The following is a 20530-nucleotide window of genomic DNA, read 5'->3' as shown; positions in this document are numbered from 1 at the left end:
CGTTCCGCGTATGACCCGTTCCCCGTCATCGCGAGACGGCGATCGACGGCGCACCCCTGTGCCGTCATCGCCCTGCACCTTGCTGGCATGCCCCCTGTCATGTCCGGTGCCTTAGCGCTTGGCCGCCAGACCGCGGACCGCCGCCAGCGTCGTGGCGACATGTTCGGCGGGGTTCATGTCGTCATGGACGAACAGGATGCGCCCGTCGCGACCGATCACATAGCTGGTGCGCGAGGTGATATCGCGGCCTTCCATCTGGCGGCCGAGCGCCACGTCATAGCCCTTGACGATCGCGGGCCCCGCGCTGGCGACCGGGAACTTGCCCGCGCATTCGGCCTTGGAAAAGGCGGCGAGCTTGTCCACCGGATCGGCCGACATGCCGATCACCCGCGCCCCCGCCGCGCGGAAGGCGTCGATCTTCTCGGCAAAGGCGCGCGCCTCGGCACTGCATCCGCTGGTGAAGGCAGCGGGGAAGAAATACAAAACGACCGGGCCGTGGCGCAGCTGATCCTTCAGCTTGAGCGTGAAGACCTTGCCCGCGACCGCGCCGCGCGTCGTGAAATCGGGGGCGGTGGCGCCGGGACGCAAGGCCGCGGCGGCGGGAAACGCCGCCATTGCAAGAAGAACGCCCAAGACTGCCTTCATCACCCCAATCCTTCCGGTAATATGGTTAACGCCTATCCTGTCGCCGGGATGCCGTCCATTGCTGATCGTGCGTCGCTATCCTATCGGTTGCATCATGTCCGTTCATACAGCCGATATCGATCTGGCGTTGAAGCTGGCCGACGCCGCCGGCGCCGCCATCCGACCCTATTTTCGCCGCGAGATGGGGCTGGAGATCAAGGAGGATCGCTCCCCCGTCACGCTCGCCGACCGCGAGGCCGAGGCGGCGATGCGCCGCATCCTGGAGGCCGAACGCTCGGGCGACGGGATTCACGGCGAGGAATATGGGGTCAAGGACGGTGTCACCGGGCGGCAATGGGTGCTCGACCCGATCGACGGCACGCGCAGCTTCACCGTGGGGCGGCCGATCTTCGGCACGCTGATCGCGCTGGTCGACAATGGCTGGCCGGTGCTGGGCATCATCGACCAGCCGATCGCGAAGGAACGCTGGCTGGGCGTGATGGGCCGCCCGACGCTGTTCAACGGCCAGCCCGCGCGGACGCGCCGCTGTCCGGCGCTGGAGGGCGCGACGATCGCGACGACCAGCCCGCATCTGTTCGACGATGACGACGTGCCGCATTTCATGGCGCTGGTGACGGCGATCAGCGGCGACAGCCCGCGCCAGGGGCCGGTCTATGGCGGGGACTGCTATAATTACGGTCTGCTCGCCAGCGGCCATGTCGACATTGTGTGCGAATCGGGCCTGAAGCTCCACGACTTCGCGGCGCTGGTGCCGGTGGTCGAGGGGGCCGGGGGCCGGATGTGCGACTGGAACGGCGATCCGCTGACCGCCGACAGCGCGGGGCATGTGCTGGCGATCGGCGATCCGGCGCGGACCGAAGAGGTGCTGGAGGCGCTGCGCAACGTGCCGCACGGGCATGACCATCACGATCACTGATCGCAGGCCAGTCATCGAATCGCGCTGGGTCGGCACGGCTTAGAAGATCCCCAGGAACTTCTTGCGCTGGCTCTTGGCCTCACCTTCGCTCTGGCGGCCGTCCTTCGACTTGGCGGTGGTGCCGTTGCCGACATCCTGGCGCGGCTGTCCTTTGGTGGTCCGCTGCGCACTGGCACGGGCGCCCGACAGGACCGGGCCGCAGGCCGCCGCCTTGGCATCGCCGACATCGACAAAGGCCAGCACCCCCGCCAGCGGCGTCGCCACCACCGCCAGGCCCAGCCCGGCCCCGGCGCGCGCCAGCAGGTTGCCGCTGATCGGATCGATACCGGGGCTGGCGAAGCTGCCGGTCAGGCCGACCGGGGACTGGCCCGAAAACAGGCTGAACTTCTTGGCATCGGCGCGGATCGCCATGTCGATGGCCTCGTTGCGGAAGCTGAAGCCGCCGCGCCCGACGATGACGTTCTTGGACGTGTCGATCAGGATCGGGTCCGCCGCCGCGATCCCGCCGCGCACGGTGAAGGCGATCAGCCCGCAATTGATCCGCACCGGCTCCTTCAGGCGATCCTCGAACATCTTCTGGACGAAGGTGCCGAGGTCCAGCTCGGCCAGCTGCGCGTTGCGGGTCCATAGCGAGCCGGCGGGCAGGATGAAGGCCATCCGCCCGTTCGCGCTGGCCAGCGAATCATGGATGGTGTCGCCGCGCCCCTGGAGCTGGATGCGGCCCTTGACCGTGCCGGTCGTCCCCGCCTCCGCCACGCCCCATCCCGCCAGCAGCCGCCCGAGCGGCGTCGGCGACAGGCGTATGTCGTAGCGCACGAGGCTGGGCCGCTGGCGCGTGTCGAACAGCAGGTCGGACGCGACGTCGCCGCGCGCCATCGCGAAGCGGAGCGGCGACAGGGTCAGCTTGCCGCGATCCAGCGCCAGCGTCAGGTCGACATCGGAGATGGGCACGCGGCGCGAGCGGACGGTACGGATCGTCCATTTCAGGTCGGCGTCGAACCGCTGCATCGTCGCCACCGGCAGCGCGGCATCGGGCAACAGCCTTTGCGCCCCCGCCCCGGTCGCGGCGGCGGCGGCCTGCGCGCCCCTGGTCGCGACGATGTCGGGGTTATAGCCGATAAAGGGGGCGGCATCGACGATGTCGAGCTTGCCGGTGGTCAGCTGCGAATCGAGATGCAGCCGCTCGCCATGAGTGACGGTCAGCGTCCCCGTCAGGTCGCTGTCGCCGAACGTCCCCTTCATGCGGGTGAAGCGATAGACGTCGCCGTCCTTCACCAGCTGCGCGCGCAGGTCATAGGTGCGGGTGCGCGGGATGACGACGCCGATGACGTCGAGCAGCGTCGACAGGTCCTTGCCCCGCGCGCGGGTGCGCAGCGGCACATCCTCGATATCGGCGATCGAGGGCAGGGTGCCCGCGACATCGACCACATTGCCCGCCGCGCGCATCCGCGCGATCAGTTCGTTCCTGCCCCGATTGGCGGTGGCGTCGGGCGACAGCAACTGCGCGGTCAGGGTGAAGGGCGTCGCGCGGATCACGCCCTTGCCGCGCAGCCCGACCGCCTTGCCGATCCGGGCATCCTGCGACCGGAAATCCTCCAGCGCCAGGTCGGCGGTCACGCGCATCCGGGGATCGCGATAGCGCAGCGTCGTGCCGTTGATCTCGGCCGTGTCGATACGCGGAAACTGCAGCGGCTTGCCGCCCTTCTTCTCGCTGAAGGTCCAGCTGTTCGTGCGGTGGTCGGGCGTCCATTCCAGATCGACCGCGCCGTTGGTCAGCGCCAGCCAGGTGAAGCGCCGCTTGCCGAACAACAGCGACAGCGGCGCGATCCGCGAATCGATCCGGTCGGCGGTGAACAGATAGGGGCGGCTGGCCCAGCCGGGGTTGGAGATGGCGATCCGCTCGGCGACGAACTTGATCCGCCATGGCGCGAAATAGAGCTGGAAATCGCCGCCCACCGTCACCGTCCGGTGGGTCAGCCTGCCCGCGATCGATTCGAAGGGGTGGCGCAGGAATCGCCCCTTGGTGACGAACAGCACCAGCCAGATCGCGGCGATGGCGAGCAGCAGCCCGATCGCGACGCGCAACGCCCATCGCCGCCAGCCCGTACGGGCGGCGGTCGGGCTGGCGGAGGTGTCGGCCGCTGGCGCCTGATCCATGGCATCCCCAATCGCCCGAGCGAGGCGCTTGTTCCTTTGCGGCGGTCCGCCCTCTTCGGTTGCAATCCGCGCCCGGTTCGTCTAAGCGGCCCGCTTCCCGAGCGAGGTGTCACGAACGGCCCGGCCATCAGGGCTGCCGCGGCCGTTTCTGCCTTGCTCACAGCGAAAGGACCAAAATGCCCAAGCTCAAGACCAAGAGCGGCGTCAAGAAGCGCTTCAAGCTCACCGCGACCGGCAAGCTCAAGCACGGCGTCGCCGGCAAGCGCCACCGCCTGATCAGCCATAACGGCAAGTATATCCGCCAGAACCGCGGCACCTCGGTCCTGTCCGATGCCGACACCAAGACCGTGAAGGCCTGGGCGCCTTACGGCCTGAACTGATTTCTGGAAGGATAGAGAGATATGGCACGCGTCAAGCGGGGCACGACCACCAAGGCGAAGCATAAGCGGATTTTGGATCAGGCGAAGGGCTATTATGGCCGTCGCAAGAACACCATCCGCATCGCGCGCCAGGCCGTCGAAAAGGCCGGTCAATATGCGTATCGCGACCGCAAGGTCAAGAAGCGGACCTTCCGTGGTCTGTGGATCCAGCGTATCAACGCCGGTGTCCGGGCCGAGGGCCTGACCTATTCGCAGTTCATGCACGGCCTGAAGCTGGCGGGCGTCGAACTGGACCGGAAGGTCCTGGCCGACATCGCGATGCACGAGGGCGAAGCCTTTGCGGCGATCGTCGCGCAGGCGAAGGCCGCTCTGCCGCAGGCCGCGTAATTCGCGACTGACGGACTAGCGCCGGAAATCAGGAAAGGGCGTCGGTGGGTTCCACCGGCGCCCTTTTCCTTTGGGCTGTTCTATTCCTCCCCTGCAAGGGGAGGGGGACCGCCGCGAAGCGGTGGTGGAGGGGTGTCACCCGTGGTGAGGACGCTGATCCTCGCCGACCGGGACACCCCTCCGTCAGGCCTTCGGCCTGCCACCTCCCCTTGCAGGGGAGGAATGGGGCGTCTTCAATACCGGACCGTGATCGTCCCCAGGATCGAGCGCGGCGCGCCATAATAGCCGCCGTCGAAGGTCAGCGCGGTCAGATACTTCGCGTTGGTCAGGTTGCGCAGATTGGCCGACACCGCGACGCGCGGCGTAATGTCGTATTTCGCCATCAGGTCGACCAGCGCATAGCCGTCCTGTCGCACCGAGCGGGTCTGGGTATAGATCACGCTCTGATACTGGGCCGACGCACCCAGCTTCAGCGCGGGCAGGGCGGGCGGGGCATAGACGATGTTCAGGCGCCCGGTGTTGCGCGGCACGAACAGCCGCGCGGGGTCGCCCTTCTGATCCTCGATCCGCATCAGCGTATAGCCGCCGGTGACCTGCATCCCTTCGGCCAGGCGTCCGCCGATCTCCAGCTCGATCCCCTCCGACCGGGCGTTCACCCCGCGATAGAGGGTGCGGCCGTTGAAGAAGCCGATGCTCTCGGCCGTGTTGTTCTGATGGACGCGGAAGATCGCGGCGCTGGCGTTCAGCCGTCCGCCGAACCAGTCGCCCTTGATCCCCGCCTCGATATTCTTGCCGCTGATGGGGGCCAGGATGCGCCCGTCCTGGCCGATCGCGTCCTGCGGATTGAAGATCGTCGTATAGCTGGCATAGAGGCTGAGCGCGCGGTTCAGGTCATAGGTGACGCCCGCAAACGGCGAGAAGCGCGTATTGTCGAAATTGGTGTCGACGCCGTAGGAAAAGCCGACGCTGCGCGCATGGGTGACGTTGCCGCCCAGCATCAGCTTCAACGGATCGGCCAGGCTGAAGCGGACCAGGCCATAGGCGGTTTCGCGCCGGGTCTGGGTATTCTGGCTCGATGCATAGTCGGTCGAGAAGGTGGTCGGGAAATTGACCTTGGGGAAGGTCCCCTGGAACAGGTCCGGGAAGGGCAGGGTCAGGCCGACCTGCGAATAGTCGTAAGAGGATTGCTGCTTGTAATCCTGCGCGCTGCGGTTGACGCCGAACATCAGCTGATGCTCGCGCCCGAACAGCGAGAAGGGACCGGTGGCATAGGCCTCCATGGTCAGGTTGCGCGTCTGCGCGCGGAAGGCGCCGGGATAGCTTTTAATACCCAGGAACTGGCCGGGCTTGGTGGGATCGGGGGCGATGCCGTTGGTCGCGCCGCGCACCGGATTGTCATAGACGTAGAACAGCTCGTCCGCCTCGCTGGTCGCGCGGCGCACCGCGCTGATCCGCGCGACCCAGTCATTGCCGAAATGATGGGTCAGGTCGCCAAAGATCTGCCGGTCGATCACGTTCCAGCCTGCCCATTCGGGTGCGACATTGGTCGATCGCGGCATGTCGATACGCGTGCCGTCGGTATAGGTCAGCGGCAGTGCGCCCCACATCGCGCCGTGGCTCTGGTGATCCTGATGGCCATAGCCGCCGCTCAGCACCGTGTCGGGGCCCAGATCGGCCTCGACCACGCCATACCCGGTCCAGCGGCGCAGGCTGTAGCGGTCGAGATAGCTGTCGGCATCGGAAAGGACACCCACGACGCGGGCGCGGACATGGCCATCCCTCGTCAGCGGCGTGCTGACATCCGCATCCAGGCGCAGGCTGTTGAACGAGCCATATTGCGCGCTGGCGCTCGCCTGAAGATCCTTGGTCGGGCGCTTGCGGACGAAGTTGATGACGGCCGAAGGATTGCCCGTCGGCGACAACAGGCCGGGCGCGCCGCGCACCACCTCGATATGATCGTAAATGGCGGTGTCGATCGACCCGGTCTGGATTCCGAAGGCGAAGGGAATGCCGATCCCGTCGATCTGGAAGGTCTGGATGTCGAAGCCGCGCGCCGAATAATAGACGCGGTCGGTCTCGTTCGCCTGGACGTTGATGCCCGGCACCGTCGTCAGCAGCTGGTTGACGTCGTTGAGCTGGAAGTCCTGGATCTGCTGGCGGGTGACGATGCTCACCGACTGCGGCGTCTCGCGCAGCGTCAGCGGGATGCGCGTCGCGGTCGTCTGGCCCCCGATCGTATAGTCGTCGGAGCCCTCGGTCCGCTGGCCGGTGACCACGATATCGTCGCGCGCGGTCTGGGGATCGGTCGCCACCGGCACGGTGGACGGCAAGGGGGCGGCCATGGCGGCGGCATTGGCGACCAGCGTCATCAAGAACGGCATTCGGGGACTCCCTGTGATGCGGCGCGTCCTAGGAGTGGCGGTCTGTTATTGCAAGTCAGTATCGAAAGCAGGAAAGGCTTTTGCGATCAGCGACTTCGCCCATCGACGACGCGGCGCAATTCGAGGCTCTCCGCCCTAGCCATGCCGCCCGCGCGCCCCCACATGGGCCCCCGACATGGCGCTTCATCTGACCAAGGTCGCGTTCGGGGCGGCCAGTATCGATCACCTGGCCGAACGACTGGCGATGCGGGCGCAGGACGGGCCGGTCTTCCTCACCACCCGCTATCTGCCCAAGCGGCACGAGGAGGTGGCGGGGCAGGGCTCGCTGTTCTGGATCCTGAAGCACCAGCTGGTCGCGCGCTCGCCGATCCTGTCGTTCGGCGAGGCCGAGGGCGGACGCTGCGCCATCCATATCGACCCCGCGCTGGTGCTGGTCCAGGCGCTACCGCGCCGCGCGCATCAGGGCTGGCGCTATCTGGAGGCGGGGGATGCCCCGCCCGACCTGAGCGGGGCCGCGACGGGGATCGAGACGATGCCGCCGGTGCTGGTCGGCAAGCTGGTCGAGCTGGGGCTGATCTAGGGGTCGCTCATGATCTTCCTCCCCTTGCGGGGGAGGATACGTGCCCAGTGCTTAAAGTTTCGGCCCGGCCACCGCCGCGCGCGCCTTTTTGGGGGTTTCGGCGAACAGCTTGGCGATCGCGACGTTGCGGCTGTCCTGCGTCGCATAGTCGCGCGCCGACAGGCCGGCGATATTGTCGGGCTGGTCGGGATCGGCGCCCGCATTCATCAGCTCGCGCACCATCGCCATGTCGTGGCGCTGCACCGCGCGGATCAGCGGGGTCTCGCCCGCCGCATTGGGCAGGTTGGGATTGGCCTTGGCCGCGGTCAGGATGCGGATCATCTCGGGCTGTCCTCCCGCCACCGCCAGCAGCAGCGGCGTGTTGCCGCGCCCGTCGCGCAGGTTCGGATCGGCACCCTTTTGCAGCAGGAAGCGCAGATACGTCTCGTCGCCGCGCTTGATGACGATGTGCAGCGCGCCCTCGCCGCTGGTCACGTCGCGGGTGTTGATGATGCTGGCGCCCGGACGGTCGAGCATGTTGGTGACGTCATTGCCCTTGGCCTCGCGCACCGCCTGGAGAAACTTGTAGCTTTCCGACTGCATCATCTGCGCCGCGACCGGCGTGGCGATGGCGCCCAGAAGCGCGGCGGCGAGCAGGGGGCGAAGGGACATGGGGATCGATCCTGAGCAATGGAGCATGGCTTGCAACCGGCGATTTATCACAGCAAGGCTGTCGGCGTCATGACCCGATTATATCTGTCCCTGCTGGTTCCGCTGGCGGTCGCGCTGGCCGGGTGCGGCGCGTCCGATCCCCAGGCGCAACCCCCGCTGGCGGGAGCGAAGATCGGCGGCCCGTTCCGGCTGGTCGATGCCACCGGCAAGACCGTCACCGATCGCGACTTTGCCGGGCGCTACCGCATCGTCTATTTCGGCTATACCTTCTGCCCCGACATCTGCCCGACCGACATGCAGGCGATCGGCGCGGGGTTGAAGGCGCTGGAGGCGAGTGCGCCCGCCAAGGCCGCGAAGATCGTGCCGATCTTCGTCACGGTCGATCCCGAGCGCGACACGCCCGCCATCGTCGGCCGCTTCGCCACGACCTTCCACCCGCGCTTCGTCGGGCTGACCGGCACCCCGGCGCAGGTCGATGCGGCGCGCAAGGCCTATGCCGTCTGGGCGCAGAAGGGCGCGCCATCGCCGGGCGGCGGCTATCTCGTCAACCATAGCAACCAGGCCTATCTGATGGACCCCGACGGCAAGCCGATGGCGCTGCTGCCGTCGGACCAGGGGCCGCAGGCGGTGGCCGCGACGCTCGACCAGTGGGTGCGCTGATGGAGCGTTTCTGGGAAAAGCCGATCGAAAGCCTTGACCGCGCCCAATGGGAGGCGCTGTGCGACGGGTGCGGCAAATGCTGCATCCACAAGCTGGAGGACGAGGAGACGGGCGAGCTGGTGCCGACCAACGTCGCCTGCCGCCTGCTCGACCGGCGCAGCGGGCAATGCTCCAACTATCGCCACCGCCGCGCCTTCGTCAGCGAGTGCGTGCGGCTGACCATGGGCAATGTCCGCTCGATCGACTGGCTGCCCTCGACCTGCGCCTATCGCCTGCGCGCGGCGGGCGAGGCGCTGCCCGAATGGCATTATCTGGTCTGCGGCGACCGCGAGGCGGTGCACCGCGCCGGGCAATCGGTCCGCGGCTGGACGATCAGCGAGGACGATGCGGGCGATTTCGAGAATCATATCGTGGAGCGGGAATTGTGATCGACGAGGTGGTGCGTCACCCGACTGCCAAGCGCATCCGGCTGAGCGTCGATCCCGCCACCGGCACCGCACGGCTGGTGGTGCCCAAGCGTGCGCCGCTGAAGACCGCGCTGGCCTGGGCCGAGGAGAAGAAGGACTGGATCGCCGACCAGCGCGCGCGCCTGCCCGAACCGCGCCCCTTCGTCCCCGGCGCGCTGATCCCGTTCGGCGACACGGTGCTGACATTGGTCTGGGAGCCTGGCAGCCGCCGGGTGATCCAGTGCGAGCATGATCGCCTGTCCGCCTCCGGCCCGATCGAGACGCTGAACCGCCGGGTCGAGACCTGGCTGAAGCGGCAGGCGTTGGAAACCCTGTCGCGCGAGACGGCGGAGATCGCGCGGACCGCGGGCGTCGCGGTATCGCGGGTCAGCGTCGCCGATCCCAAGGCGCGCTGGGGGAGCTGCGCCTCGTCGGGGGCGATCCGCTATAGCTGGCGGTTGATCCTGGCCCCGGCCTTTGTCCGCCGCGCGACGGTGGCGCATGAGGTCGCGCACCGGGTCCATATGAACCACGCCCCCGCCTTCCACGCGCTGGTCGCCGAGCTGCTGGGGGCCGATCCCGCGCCCGCCACCGCCTGGTTGCGGCAGCATGGCGCGGGGCTTCACTGGTACGGCCGGTCGTCCTGACGGTCCTGACGGTCGCGCGCTGACGGACGCGGCGGGGGGGCGGCGGCGCGGGGATCGCGCGCTGCGCCTGCGCCGCCCCGTCCGGTCACCCGGTCGATCCACGCCTGATCCAGCCGCTGCTGCGGCACCACCGGTGCGGGCGCCTGTGGCGTGGTCGTGCCGGGCACGGGTTGCTGGAGCGGCTGCGGCGGCGTGGCGGGATCGCGACGGGTGGGGATCTCCATCGTCTCGTCACCCGGCTGCGTCTCGCCCGGAACGGGGGCGGGCAGCGGATTGCCGTCGGCATCGACCCCGGCCGTGCCATTGTCGGGCTGGCCGAAATAGCTCTCCTCGTCGGGCTCCAGCTGCCATTCGGGCAGCGTGACCTGGGTGTCGAACTGCTCGATCGGGCGGTCGGCGACCGCGACCTTCATATAGTCGGCAAAGGCCTTGGCGGGCGCGGCGCCGCCATGCAGGCCCGCCACCGGCTTGGCATTGTCGCGGCCCATCCACACGCCGGTGGTGATCCCGCTGGAGAAGCCCAGGAACCAGCCGTCCTTCAGGCTGGTCGTCGTGCCCGTCTTGCCCGCGACCGGCCGCCCGATCTGCGCGGCGCGGCCGGTGCCGGTGTTGACCGTGGTCTGGAGCAGGTCGGTCATCTCGGCGGCGATATAGGGGGCGACCAGCACATGGCTGCGATCGACCTCATGGGTATAGATGGTCTGGCCATTGGCCACGACCTTGGTGATGCCATAGGGCGTCACCTTCACCCCCTTGTTCGCGATGCTGGCAAAGGCGCTGGTCATGTCGATTACCCGCACTTCTGAAGTGCCGAGCACCATCGAGGGGTGGGTGTTGACCGGGGTGGTGATGCCGAAGCGGCGCGCCATGTCGGCGACCGTCTGGAAGCCCACTTCCTGGCCCAGCTTCGCCGCGACGGTGTTGAGCGAATAGGCAAAGGCGGTGCGCAGGCTGACGCTGCCCGAATTGCGGCGCGAATCGTTGCGCGGGGACCAGCCGTCGATGGTGACCGGTTCGTCGACCACCTGGTCCTCGGGCTTGTGACCCGCCTCCAGCGCGGCGAGATAGACGAACAGCTTGAACGCCGAACCCGGCTGGCGGACCGCCGTCACCGCGCGGTTATAGTTGGTGGAGACATAATCCTTGCCCCCCACCATCGCGCGCACCGCGCCGTCGCGGTCCAGGCTGACCAGCGCGCCTTGCGTCCCCTCGGGCGCATTGGCGCGGATCGCCGCGTCGGCCGCCCGCTGCATGTTGAGGTCGAGCGTGGTCCACACGTCGAGCGGCGCGGTCTGCTCGTCGATCAGCAGGTCGAGCTGGGGCAGCGCCCAGTCGGTGAAGTAGCGGACCGAATTCTGCCTGGGCTCGGGCGCCAGCTTCAGCGTCTGCGGGTCGGCATTCGCCGCCTGGTCGGCGGTGATGAAGCCGTTGCGCTTCATCTGGTCGATCACCACGCCCGCGCGGCCGACTGCGGCGGCGGCATCGGCGGTCGGCGAATAGTTGGAGGGCGCCTTGACCAGCCCGGCGATCACCGCCGCTTCGGACAGGCTTAGATGGTCCGCGCCATGCCCGAAGAATTTCCGGCTGGCCGCGTCGATGCCATAGGCGCCGCCGCCATAATAGACCTTGTTCAGATACAGCTCGAGGATCTGGTCCTTCGAGAATTTCAGCTCCATCGCCAGCGCCAGGATCGCCTCGCGGAACTTGCGACCGAACTTCTTCTGGTTGTTCAGGAAGATGGTGCGCGTGATCTGCTGGGTGATGGTCGAGCCGCCCTGTTTCCAGCGTCCCTTTTCCAGCCGGACCTCGACCGAGCGGGCGATACCGATCGGATCGACGCCGGGATGCTGGCGGAAACGGCGATCCTCGACCGCGATCGTCGCGTCGCGCATGACCTCGGGAATCCGGTCATAGGGCAACCATTCGCCATAGCTCGGCCCGAGCGACACGATCACCGTGCCGTCGGCGGCATGGACGCGGATCATCTGGCCGTTGGGCGAGGATTTCAGTTCGTCGAAGCTGGGCAGTTGCGACTTGGCGACGAACACCGCGATTGCCAGCGCGCCGACCGCCAGCACGGCCAGGCCGATCAGGATCTGCAGGGTTACGACGATCCGGCGCCGCCAGGGAGAGCGGGGCTTGGACGAGCGGGGCCGGGGGGACCGGGAAGACGACGCGCGAGGCATGGGACGGATCGCGAATTACAGGGCTTTGAACATGACCACAAGCCGCCGATGCCCGATGGCGGCTTGCGCGCCGCTGAACGCCTCGGCCAAAGGCGCCGCGCCGAAGCGGTTCGGCCTGAAATGCCGCTCTTAATTTTTTATACCGGTTCCGGTAGTAGGGCGGGATGCCATCCTCGGGGGAGAAGGTGGCGGAAAGGACGACGATGGAACAGGTCGAGCAGCAGCAGGGCGCGACCGCCGAACGGCGGGTGGGCAAGCGGCATTCGGCCGTCCTCCTCCTGGGCAAGCTGTGCGGCGACGTGCCCGGCGTGTGCCTGGTCCATAATATCTCCGCCCATGGCCTGATGGCGCGGTTCGTCGATCCGCCGCAGGTCGGCGACTCGATCTGTGTCGAGGTGCGCGGGCTGGCCCCGGCGCGCGGCACGGTCCGCTGGGTGCGCGGCAAGAAGGCGGGCGTCCAGTTCGATTCGCCCCAGCCCTATGAGCAGATTTTCTCGACCGAGAATGCCGACGGCACGATCCCGCGCCCGCCGCGCTTTCCGGTGACGCTGGCCGCCGATGTCCGGTTGGGCGACCGCAAGTTCGCCGCCGAGATGGTCGATGTGTCGGCGGGGGGTGCCAAGCTGGCCGCCGCGCATCCGGTCCAGCCGGGTCTGGCGGGGCAGATCATCCTGCGGCCGATGGGCACGCCGATCTTCGGCACGATCTGCTGGGTGAAGGACGGCCGCTTCGGCTTCCGCTTCGTCTCGCCGTTGCCCATCGACACGCTCGCGGCGATCGTCGCGCGGCGCTGAGCCGCGTCGGGCCTTCGGGCCGATCGACATTCGGTATTGCTTCTTCTTCCCCTCTCCCCTCTGCGAGGGGAGGAAAGGCATCGCTAAATGGCGATCGACCCTGGGGGCTTTCGGATGGGGGGAGGGCGTCGACCGATCGGGACGCCTGGGAAAATCTGGTGCGGTCGAGAAGACTCGAACTTCCACGGCCTTTCGGCCACAACGACCTCAACGTTGCGCGTCTACCAATTCCGCCACGACCGCACTCGATAGTCACCACCGGCAAGCCGGAGGGCTGGTAGGCGGGTGCCCCTAGCAAAGCGCCGGGGACTGCGCAATGGCCTTTTTGGCGGGATGCGGCGCTATCGCGCGTCATTCATCGCGAATAGGGGAGGGGCCATGACGCTTTTCCCCCGCCGCGCCCCGATCCTCGACCGTGACGAGGTGCGTCGCCTGCTGGCGCTGGCCTGGCCGGTGATGCTGACCAGCCTGAACTGGACGATCCTGCACGTCACCGACGTGATCGTCGTCGGCCGGGTCGGCGAGCATGAGGTGGCGGCGCTTTCGGCCAGCCGGTCGCTGACCTATGTCGCGATCGTCACCGGGCTGGCCTGGCTGTCGGGCGTGCTGGTGCGTGCGTCGCGGGCGGATGGCGCGGGGGACCTGCCCGCCACCGGGCAGGCGCTGCGAGACGGGCTGGTGCTGGGTGTCGTGCTGGGCGTCGCGGCGATGCTGATCCTGGGGCTGGGCGGTGCGGCGCTGCTGCGCGGGATCGGCGTGGCGCCGGGGCTGGTCGTGCCCGGCGCGCGGGTCGTGACGGTGATGGCGCTGGGCTATCCGTTCCAGATGGTGCTGATCGCCGCCAGCTTCTTTCTGGAGGGGATCAGCCGTCCGCGCCGGGTGACGATGGTCAATCTGTCGATCCTGCCGATCAACGCGCTGCTCGCCTGGGGGCTGGCAGGTGGTGAGATGGGACTGCCCGCGCTGGGGGCGGTCGGGGCGGCGCTGGCCACCGTGATCGCCTCGGCATTGGGAGCGGTCGCGATGGTCGCAAGCGCGGTGACGCTGCCGCGCGGTGCGGCCCGCGGCGTGCGGCGGCTGGACCGCGCGGCCTGGGCCCCCACGCTGGCCGGGGCGGTGGAACTGGCGCGATTCGGTTTCGTCCCCGCCATCGCCTCGGGGTTGGAGCTGGCGGGGTTCGCCATCCTGATCGCGCTGTCGACCCGGCTGGGCGATGCGACCGCGCATGGCTTCCAGATCGTCTTCTCGCTCCACAATGTCACCTTCGCGCTGGCGCTCGGGCTGGGATCGGCGGCGGGGGTCCGCGCGGGCAATGCGGTGGGCGAGGGGGCGGCCTGGGCCGCGGTCCCGCGCACGCTGGTCGCGGTCGGGCTGGCGGCGCTGGCCATGGGGGCGTGCGGCCTGGCGCTGTCGCTCTGGCCCGGCGCGGTCGTCGGGCTGTTCCCGGCCTTGCCCGAGGCGAAAGCGGTGGCGGTGGCGATGCTGGTGATCTGGGCGCCCTTCATCCTGTTCGACGGGATGCAGGTGGTGCTGGTCTATGCGCTGCGTTCGCTGGGGGACCAGGTGGCGGCGGGGATCAACAGCATCATCGCCTATTTCATCGTCACCGGCGGGGTCGGCTGGTGGCTGGTCGCCGCCGGATGGGGCGCCCCGGCGCTCGCCTGGGCGTCGGGCGCGGGGATGCTGATCGCCGCCGTCCTGCACGGATCGCGCTTCGCGATCGTCGCGCGGCGGTTGCGGGCTTCGCATGGCCTTCGACTTCGCTCAGGCTGAACGGAGCCAAGCCGAAGGCCACGCCGACACGTCGGCAATCAGTTCGCCGGGTTGGCCTCACCCGCAAAGCTCAGGTCCAGCCGCTTGGAACTGGGCGGCACGTCGAGCTTGGCCGAGTTGAAGTCCATCGACGCGCCGGGGCCCAGCGTCCGCTGCTGCGGCGCGATCGCCCAGGAAAAGACGACGCGGCCCTGCGCATCCTTCAGCTCGGCGCGCAGGTCGGGAACCCGCTGCGCGCCCGAGGACGGGTTGATGATCTGTCCCGAAATGGCGAACAGTTCGGACCCGTTCTCCAACTCGCGCCGCTCGATCGGGTTGGAACGCAGCTCCAGCGGCGATTCGGTGGTGCCGAACCCCAGCCAGCCGCCGATGCCCGGCATGCCGGTCCACAGGATCGCCGCCGTCGCCGCCAGCAGCGCCAGGCACGCGGCGACCGCGCCGATCGTCCAGCGACGCACCGGATTGCGCCGCGCGCGAAAGGGCGGGCGGTGCGCGAAGGCGTCGAATTCGGGCTCGTCCGCCTTCAGGATCGGCGGCGCGGGCGGGGGAGCGATGACGGGCGGCGGCGGGGGCGGCGGTTCGGCGACCGGCTCCTCGGCCCTGTCGCGTTCCACCGCGACGTCCGGTTCCGGCGCGGCGACCTCGTCGGGATCGGGCGGCGACTGGAACCAGCTGTGCCGGCAATTGGCGCAGCGCACGGTGCGCCCCTCCAGCCCGATCGCGCTGTCGGGCACCAGATAGCGGGTGCGGCATTCAGGGCATTCGAGGATCATGCGGAACGGCACTTCAACGGATGGAAAGGGTCGGTGGACGGGACCATCCGGTTCAGGTCCCCATGAAAGGCCAGTAAGCACGCCGCCCATGGCCGTGGCAAGCTTGAAGCGTGGAACTTGAAGCGCGCGGCGGGCCATGCCAAGGCCATGCGGGCATGGCGAACATCGTCCAGTTCGAGAATGTCGGCTTGCGCTACGGCGCCGGGGAGGAAACCCTGTGCGACGTCAGCTTCGCGTTGCGACCGGGGCAATTCTATTTCCTGACCGGCGCGAGCGGCGCGGGCAAGACCTCGCTGCTGCGCCTTCTCTATCTGTCGCAGCGGCCCAGCCGGGGCATCATCCGGCTGTTCGGCGAGGATGCGGTGATCCTGCCGCGCGACCGGCTGCCGGGCTTTCGGCGGCGGATCGGGGTGGTGTTCCAGGACTTCCGGCTGATCGCGCATCTCAGCGCCGCCGACAATATCGCGCTGCCGCTGCGTGTCGCGGGCATGGCCGAATCGGAGATTGCGCGCGCGGTGCGCGAGATGCTGGCCTGGATCGGGCTGTCCGAGCGCGCGGGGGCCCGCCCCGCCACGCTGTCGGGCGGCGAGCAGCAGCGGGTGGCGATCGCCCGCGCGGTGATCGCGCGCCCCGAATTGCTGGTCGCCGACGAGCCCACGGGCAATGTCGATCCGGTCATGGCCGAGCGGCTGCTCCATCTTTTCCACTCGCTCCACCGGCTGGGGACGACGGTGGTGATGGCGACGCATGACTGGCATCTGATGGACCGGGTGGCGGATGCGCAGCATATGCATCTGGAGCGCGGGCGGCTGGTCGACCCGACCGTTCCGCCCGAGCCCGCCCCCCCGCCGCCCGAGCCGCGCCGCTCGACGATCGTGCGGAGCGGGCTGTGACGCGGGCGCGGGGGCGCGGCGGCGCGGAGGCGCGGGCGCTGGACGATGTCGGCGGGGCGCATGTCATGAGCTGGGTCATCGCGATCATGTTGTTCCTGACCTTGCTGGCGGGCGCGGCGGGGCTAGCGACGGCGCGCGCGGCGGGTTCGCTCGACCGCCAGATGGCGGGGCGGCTGACCGTGCAGATCGTCGAGGGCGAGGCCGGACGCCGCGATGCCGCCGCCGCACGCGTGCTGGCGGTGCTGCGCCGGCTGCCCGATGTCGCGCGCGCGACGCCGGTGCCGCAGGCCGAACTCGCGCGGATGCTGCAACCCTGGCTGGGCACCGATGCCGAGGCGGCGGGGCTGCCCGTGCCCGCGCTGATCGATGTCGACCTGACCAGCGACGATTCGGGCGCGATCGCCCGCGTCGGGGCGGCGGTGACGCGGGCCAGCCCGGCGGCGCGGGTCGATGCGCATGCGACCTGGCTGGGGCCGGTCGGGCGGCTGCTCGACACCGCCGCCTGGCTGGCGGGGGCGATCATCCTGCTGATGCTGGGGGCGACCACGGCGGTCGTCATGCTGGCGGCGCGCGCAGGGCTGGAGGCGCATCGCGGCACGATCGAGGTCATCCATATGCTGGGCGCGACCGATCGGCAGGTCGCGCGGCTGTTCCAGCGGCGGATCGCGCTGGACGCGGGGATCGGCGCGGCCGTGGGCGGCATCGCGGCGGCGGGGGCGATCCTGCTGATCGCGCGACAGGTCGGCGCGCTCGAATCCGAATTGCTCGGCAATTTGCGGTTGGGGGCGGGGGATATGGGGATGCTGGTCCTGCTGCCCTTCGCCTTCGTCCTGCTGGCGGTGGTGGCGGCGCGCGCGGCGGTGCTGGCGCAGATGCGGCGGATGCTGTGATGGTGCGACTGATCGGTCTGGCGGCGCTGAGCTGGTGCCTGGGTTTCGCGGCCTTCATGCTGACCCTGCCGCACCCGCTGGCGCACAACACCACCGATGCGATCGTGGTGCCGACCGGCGGGCCGGGGCGCATCGATCGCGGCATCGCGCTGCTCCAGGCGCACCAGGCCAAGCGGATGCTGGTCACCGGGGTCGCGCCCGGCGTGCGGCCGATCGACCTGGCGCGCACCTATCGCACCTCGCCCGCGCTCTTTGCCTGCTGCATCGATCTGGGGGGCGAGGCGGTCGACACGCGGTCCAATGCCGAGGAAACGGCGAACTGGGTGCGCGCCCATGGCTATCGCACGGTGCGGCTCGTCACCTCCGACTGGCATCTGCCGCGCGCCCGGATGGAGCTGACCGCGGCGCTGGGCAAACAGGTGCTGGTGCTGGGCGACGGCGTGCCGTCGGAGCCGCGGCTGGGCACGCTGGTCAATGAATATAACAAGCTGATCCTGCGACGGATCGCGCTTTGGACGGGGATTGGCGCGTGATTCTTCTTCGCAACATCGTGTTCGTGGCGATCTTCTATCCGCTGTCGGCGGTGATGGCGCTGCTGTCGCCGGTCATCGCGCTGAGCGGGCGGCGCGCGGTGATCCACTGGGCGACGAGCTGGACCCGGCTCCACCGGGTCTGCACCCGCTATCTGCTGGGCATCCGCGTGGTGGTGGAGGGGACGCGGCCGACGACGCCGGCGCTCTATCCCGCCAAGCATCAGGCGATGTTCGAGACGATGGAGCTGCAACGCATCCTGGGCGCGCCCGCGATGGTCCTGAAGCGCGAACTGGCCAATATCCCCATCTGGGGCTGGGCGGTGCGCAAGTACGGCGCGATCGTGGTCGACCGCAATGCTTCGGCCAGGGCGATGCGCGGCATGATGCGCGACGCCAAGGTGGCGGTGGAGCAGGGCCGCGCGATCATGATCTTTCCCGAAGGCACGCGGGTGAAGCCCGGCGAGATGCCGCCGCTCAAGCCCGGTTTCGCGGGGCTCTACCGGATGTTGGGCCTGCCGGTGGTGCCGGTGGCGACCGATTCGGGGCTGGTCTGGCCGCGCAAGGGCCTGAAGCGGCCGGGGGTGGTGACGCTGCGCTTCGGCGAGGTGATCCCGCCGGGCCTGCCGCGCGCCGAGGCGGAGGCGCGGGTCCATGCGGCGATGAATGCGCTGGAATCCTCCCCGGCACGGGGAGGAGGCAGGGCGTAAGCCCTGACGGAGGGGGGCTTCCGCAAGGTGATTCCTCTGTGGCGATCCCCCTCCACCATGGCTGTCGCCATGGTCCCCCTCCCCGTGCCGGGGAGGATCGTCAGCCTTCGTGGCTCCGCCCGAAATCCTCGCGCGCATCGTCCTGGCCCTGGTCGATGATCGAGCGGCGGATGGCGCGGGTGCGGCTGAACAGGTCGAACAGCTCGTCGCCCTTGCCCCAGCGGATCGCGCGCTGAAGCTGGCTCAAATCCTCCGAAAAGCGCTGGAGCATCTCCAGCACCGCTTCGCGATTGGTCAGGAACACGTCGCGCCACATGGTCGGGTCCGATGCGGCGATGCGGGTGAAGTCGCGGAAGCCACCGGCCGAATATTTGATGACCTCGGACTGGGTCACCTCCTCTAGGTCGCTGGCGGTGCCGACGATCGTATAGGCGATCAGGTGCGGCAAATGGCTGGTGACGGCCAGCACCCGGTCGTGATGGTCGGGCGCCATCTGCTCGACATCGGCGCCCAGCCTTCGCCAGAATTCGGCCACCCGCTCGACCGCCAGCGCGTCCGCGCCCTCGGGCGGGGTGACGATGCACCAGCGTTTCTGGAACAGGGTGGCGAAGCCCGCCTCCGGCCCGCTGCGCTCGGTGCCCGCGACCGGGTGCGCCGGGATGATGGTGGCACCGGGCAGCGCCTCGCTCAGCGCGGCTAGCACCGAAGCCTTGCAGCTGCCCACGTCGGAGACGATCGCCTCGGCGGGCAGGTCGTCGGCGAACTCGGCCGCCACCGCGCCCATCGCGCCGACCGGCACGCACAGGATCACCAGATCGGCGTCGATCACGCTCGCGCCCGCCGTGTCGGCGACGTCATCGGCCAGGTCGAGCGCGCGCACCGTCTCGCGCACCTGCGGGTCGGCATCATAGGCGGTGATCCGCGCGGTCGGCATCGCCTTGCGCACCGCGCGCGCGACCGAGGAGCCGATCAGGCCGAGCCCGATGATGGTGATCCGCGCAAAGGGCAGCATCAGGCTCCCTTTGCCTCGGACTCGACCATCCGGCGCAGCGCGGCGACGACGCCCTTCACCTCGTCCTCGGTGCCGATGGTGATGCGCAGGGCCTGGCCCAGCCCCTGGCCCGGCAGCCAGCGGACGATGTACCCGGCGTCCATCAGCCCGTGATAGGCGCGCTCGGCGGTCAGCGGCCCTTCGAACAGCACTAGCGAGAAATTGGCCCGCGACGGCACGCAGCGCAGCCCCGCATTGCCCAGCGCCGCGATCTGCGCCTCGAACCAGGCCAGCCACTTCGCATTGTGCGCGCGCGACGACTCGACGAAGGCGCGGTCGCGGATCGCCTCGATCGCGGCATTCTGTCCGGCGATCGTCACGTTGAACGGCGCGCGGATGCGGTGCAGCGCATCGATGATCGGGGCGGCGGCATAGCCCCAGCCGATCCGCTCGGCGGCCAGGCCGTGGATCTTGGAAAAGGTGCGGGAGACCAGCACGTTCGGCGCGCGCTCGGCCAGCGCCAGCCCACCATCGTCCTCGCCCTCGGCCAGATATTCGGCATAGGCCTGGTCGAGGACCAGCAGGACATGCGGGGGCAGCCCGGCATGGAGCCGCGCGATCTCGTTCGCGCCCGCATAGGTGCCGGTCGGATTGTTGGGATTGGCGACGAAGACGACCTTGGTCTTTTCGGTCACCGCCGCCAGGATCGCGTCGACATCGGTGGCATAGTCATGGTCGGCGACCACCACCGGCTCCGCGCCCACCCGCCGGGTCGCGATCTCATAGACCGCAAAGCCGTAGCGGACATGGATGACCTCGTCCCCCGGTCCGGCAAACGCGCCCGCCGCCAAATGCAGGATCTCGTCCGAGCCGGTGCCATAGATGATTCGCGCCGGATCCAGCCCATGAACCTCGCCGATCGCTTGGCGCAGCGCGGTCGCGCCCGCGTCCGGGTAACGCTCCAGATGGTTGGCGGCGGCGGCGAAGGCGGCGCGCGCCTTTTCGCTGGTGCCCAGCGGATTCTCGTTGGACGAGAGTTTGACGACCTTGCGACCGTCATCGGTCGTCGCGCGGCCGGGGACGTAAGGCGCGATCGCCTTGACCCAGGAGATCGGTTCGGGGGCGGTAAGCTCGGTCATG

Annotated in this window: 21 protein-coding genes and 1 tRNA gene; 13 read left to right on the top strand and 9 right to left on the bottom strand. The window is 68.9% G+C overall.

The annotated features are described in order from the left end of the window. Nucleotides 1-111 precede the first annotated feature (111 nt). A complete protein-coding gene (locus ACFX59_RS11300; RefSeq protein WP_307101657.1) occupies nucleotides 112-645 on the bottom strand; it encodes a peroxiredoxin in 534 nt (177 codons plus the stop codon). 94 nt (nucleotides 646-739) lie between these two features. Between ACFX59_RS11300 and ACFX59_RS11295 the strand changes: the two genes are divergently transcribed. After that, a complete protein-coding gene (locus tag ACFX59_RS11295; protein ID WP_387432350.1) occupies nucleotides 740-1561 on the top strand; it encodes an inositol monophosphatase family protein in 822 nt (273 codons plus the stop codon). Between the two features lie 39 nt (nucleotides 1562-1600). On the opposite strand, the gene ACFX59_RS11290 is transcribed toward ACFX59_RS11295, so the two are convergent. After that, on the bottom strand, nucleotides 1601-3718 hold the full coding sequence (locus ACFX59_RS11290) for an AsmA family protein (RefSeq protein WP_387432349.1): 2118 nt from the start codon (nucleotides 3716-3718) through the stop codon (nucleotides 1601-1603). A 176-nt stretch (nucleotides 3719-3894) separates the two neighbouring features. Here ACFX59_RS11290 and rpmI point away from each other — a divergent pair, with 176 nt between their 5' ends. After that, a complete protein-coding gene (rpmI, locus tag ACFX59_RS11285; protein ID WP_007406658.1) occupies nucleotides 3895-4098 on the top strand; it encodes a 50S ribosomal protein L35 in 204 nt (67 codons plus the stop codon). A gap of 21 nt (nucleotides 4099-4119) precedes the next feature. After that, nucleotides 4120-4485 (top strand): 50S ribosomal protein L20, encoded by a 366-nt coding sequence (rplT, locus tag ACFX59_RS11280; protein ID WP_307101652.1) that lies wholly within the window; start codon nucleotides 4120-4122, stop codon nucleotides 4483-4485. Nucleotides 4486-4718: 233 nt separating this feature from the next. On the opposite strand, the gene ACFX59_RS11275 is transcribed toward rplT, so the two are convergent. Continuing rightward, nucleotides 4719-6866 (bottom strand): TonB-dependent siderophore receptor, encoded by a 2148-nt coding sequence (locus ACFX59_RS11275; protein WP_387432347.1) that lies wholly within the window; start codon nucleotides 6864-6866, stop codon nucleotides 4719-4721. A gap of 175 nt (nucleotides 6867-7041) precedes the next feature. On the opposite strand from ACFX59_RS11275, the gene ACFX59_RS11270 reads away from it, so the two are divergent. After that, a complete protein-coding gene (locus ACFX59_RS11270) occupies nucleotides 7042-7446 on the top strand; it encodes a DUF1489 domain-containing protein (protein WP_309691140.1) in 405 nt (134 codons plus the stop codon). Between the two features lie 51 nt (nucleotides 7447-7497). Here ACFX59_RS11270 and ACFX59_RS11265 read toward each other — a convergent pair whose 3' ends face one another. After that, nucleotides 7498-8097, bottom strand: coding sequence for an ankyrin repeat domain-containing protein (locus tag ACFX59_RS11265; RefSeq protein WP_307101643.1), 600 nt, complete (start codon nucleotides 8095-8097; stop codon nucleotides 7498-7500). A 69-nt stretch (nucleotides 8098-8166) separates the two neighbouring features. On the opposite strand from ACFX59_RS11265, the gene ACFX59_RS11260 reads away from it, so the two are divergent. From ACFX59_RS11260 to ACFX59_RS11250, 3 genes are read left to right on the top strand one after another with little or no spacing between them, the layout of a single operon-like run. Next, entirely contained in the window at nucleotides 8167-8757 is a 591-nt protein-coding gene (locus tag ACFX59_RS11260) for an SCO family protein (RefSeq protein WP_387432344.1), read from the top strand. Then, nucleotides 8757-9185 carry a YcgN family cysteine cluster protein gene (locus ACFX59_RS11255; RefSeq protein ID WP_309691131.1) on the top strand — a complete coding sequence of 143 codons (429 nt, stop codon included), beginning with the start codon at nucleotides 8757-8759 and terminating at the stop codon, nucleotides 9183-9185. Before ACFX59_RS11260 ends, ACFX59_RS11255 begins: the two co-directional genes overlap by 1 nt. Further along, nucleotides 9182-9850 carry a SprT family zinc-dependent metalloprotease gene (locus ACFX59_RS11250; protein ID WP_309700147.1) on the top strand — a complete coding sequence of 223 codons (669 nt, stop codon included), beginning with the start codon at nucleotides 9182-9184 and terminating at the stop codon, nucleotides 9848-9850. The genes ACFX59_RS11255 and ACFX59_RS11250 overlap by 4 nt, the downstream gene beginning before the upstream one ends. Here ACFX59_RS11250 and ACFX59_RS11245 read toward each other — a convergent pair. Further along, nucleotides 9826-12036, bottom strand: coding sequence for a transglycosylase domain-containing protein (locus ACFX59_RS11245; protein WP_387432342.1), 2211 nt, complete (start codon nucleotides 12034-12036; stop codon nucleotides 9826-9828). The genes ACFX59_RS11250 and ACFX59_RS11245 overlap by 25 nt on opposite strands. Before the next feature lie 203 nt (nucleotides 12037-12239). Here ACFX59_RS11245 and ACFX59_RS11240 point away from each other — a divergent pair, with 203 nt between their 5' ends. Next, the gene (locus tag ACFX59_RS11240; protein ID WP_309700152.1) at nucleotides 12240-12830 is read left to right on the top strand and encodes a PilZ domain-containing protein; all 591 of its coding nucleotides are present in this window, start codon (nucleotides 12240-12242) and stop codon (nucleotides 12828-12830) included. A gap of 156 nt (nucleotides 12831-12986) precedes the next feature. Here ACFX59_RS11240 and ACFX59_RS11235 read toward each other — a convergent pair. Then, nucleotides 12987-13073: transfer RNA gene (locus ACFX59_RS11235), tRNA-Leu, on the bottom strand. A gap of 135 nt (nucleotides 13074-13208) precedes the next feature. Between ACFX59_RS11235 and ACFX59_RS11230 the strand changes: the two genes are divergently transcribed. After that, complete coding sequence (locus tag ACFX59_RS11230; protein ID WP_387432341.1) at nucleotides 13209-14603, top strand: MATE family efflux transporter; 1395 nt, start codon at nucleotides 13209-13211, stop codon at nucleotides 14601-14603. Between the two features lie 38 nt (nucleotides 14604-14641). Here ACFX59_RS11230 and ACFX59_RS11225 read toward each other — a convergent pair whose 3' ends face one another. Beyond that, on the bottom strand, nucleotides 14642-15376 hold the full coding sequence (locus ACFX59_RS11225) for an MJ0042-type zinc finger domain-containing protein (protein ID WP_307101628.1): 735 nt from the start codon (nucleotides 15374-15376) through the stop codon (nucleotides 14642-14644). A gap of 155 nt (nucleotides 15377-15531) precedes the next feature. On the opposite strand from ACFX59_RS11225, the gene ftsE reads away from it, so the two are divergent. The 4 genes from ftsE to ACFX59_RS11205 are packed head-to-tail and all read left to right on the top strand — an operon-like array spanning nucleotide 15532 to nucleotide 18399. Next, a complete protein-coding gene (gene ftsE, locus ACFX59_RS11220) occupies nucleotides 15532-16269 on the top strand; it encodes a cell division ATP-binding protein FtsE (RefSeq protein ID WP_387432339.1) in 738 nt (245 codons plus the stop codon). Then, complete coding sequence (locus tag ACFX59_RS11215; protein ID WP_354295696.1) at nucleotides 16266-17159, top strand: FtsX-like permease family protein; 894 nt, start codon at nucleotides 16266-16268, stop codon at nucleotides 17157-17159. Before ftsE ends, ACFX59_RS11215 begins: the two co-directional genes overlap by 4 nt. After that, a complete protein-coding gene (locus ACFX59_RS11210; protein ID WP_307101622.1) occupies nucleotides 17156-17692 on the top strand; it encodes a YdcF family protein in 537 nt (178 codons plus the stop codon). The genes ACFX59_RS11215 and ACFX59_RS11210 overlap by 4 nt, the downstream gene beginning before the upstream one ends. Continuing rightward, nucleotides 17689-18399 (top strand): lysophospholipid acyltransferase family protein, encoded by a 711-nt coding sequence (locus tag ACFX59_RS11205; RefSeq protein WP_387432337.1) that lies wholly within the window; start codon nucleotides 17689-17691, stop codon nucleotides 18397-18399. Before ACFX59_RS11210 ends, ACFX59_RS11205 begins: the two co-directional genes overlap by 4 nt. Before the next feature lie 100 nt (nucleotides 18400-18499). On the opposite strand, the gene ACFX59_RS11200 is transcribed toward ACFX59_RS11205, so the two are convergent. Next, nucleotides 18500-19411, bottom strand: a complete 912-nt coding sequence (locus tag ACFX59_RS11200) for a prephenate/arogenate dehydrogenase family protein (RefSeq protein WP_307101619.1) — start codon at nucleotides 19409-19411, stop codon at nucleotides 18500-18502. Beyond that, nucleotides 19411-20529 carry a histidinol-phosphate transaminase gene (gene hisC, locus ACFX59_RS11195; protein ID WP_387432335.1) on the bottom strand — a complete coding sequence of 373 codons (1119 nt, stop codon included), beginning with the start codon at nucleotides 20527-20529 and terminating at the stop codon, nucleotides 19411-19413. The genes ACFX59_RS11200 and hisC overlap by 1 nt, the downstream gene beginning before the upstream one ends. Nucleotide 20530: the final 1 nt, after the last annotated feature.

Source organism: Sphingomonas sp. NCPPB 2930, assembly GCF_042867205.1.
Lineage (GTDB): Bacteria > Pseudomonadota > Alphaproteobacteria > Sphingomonadales > Sphingomonadaceae > Sphingomonas.
Note: the sequence above shows the minus strand (reverse complement) of the source record. Positions and strands in the feature narration are given on the sequence as shown.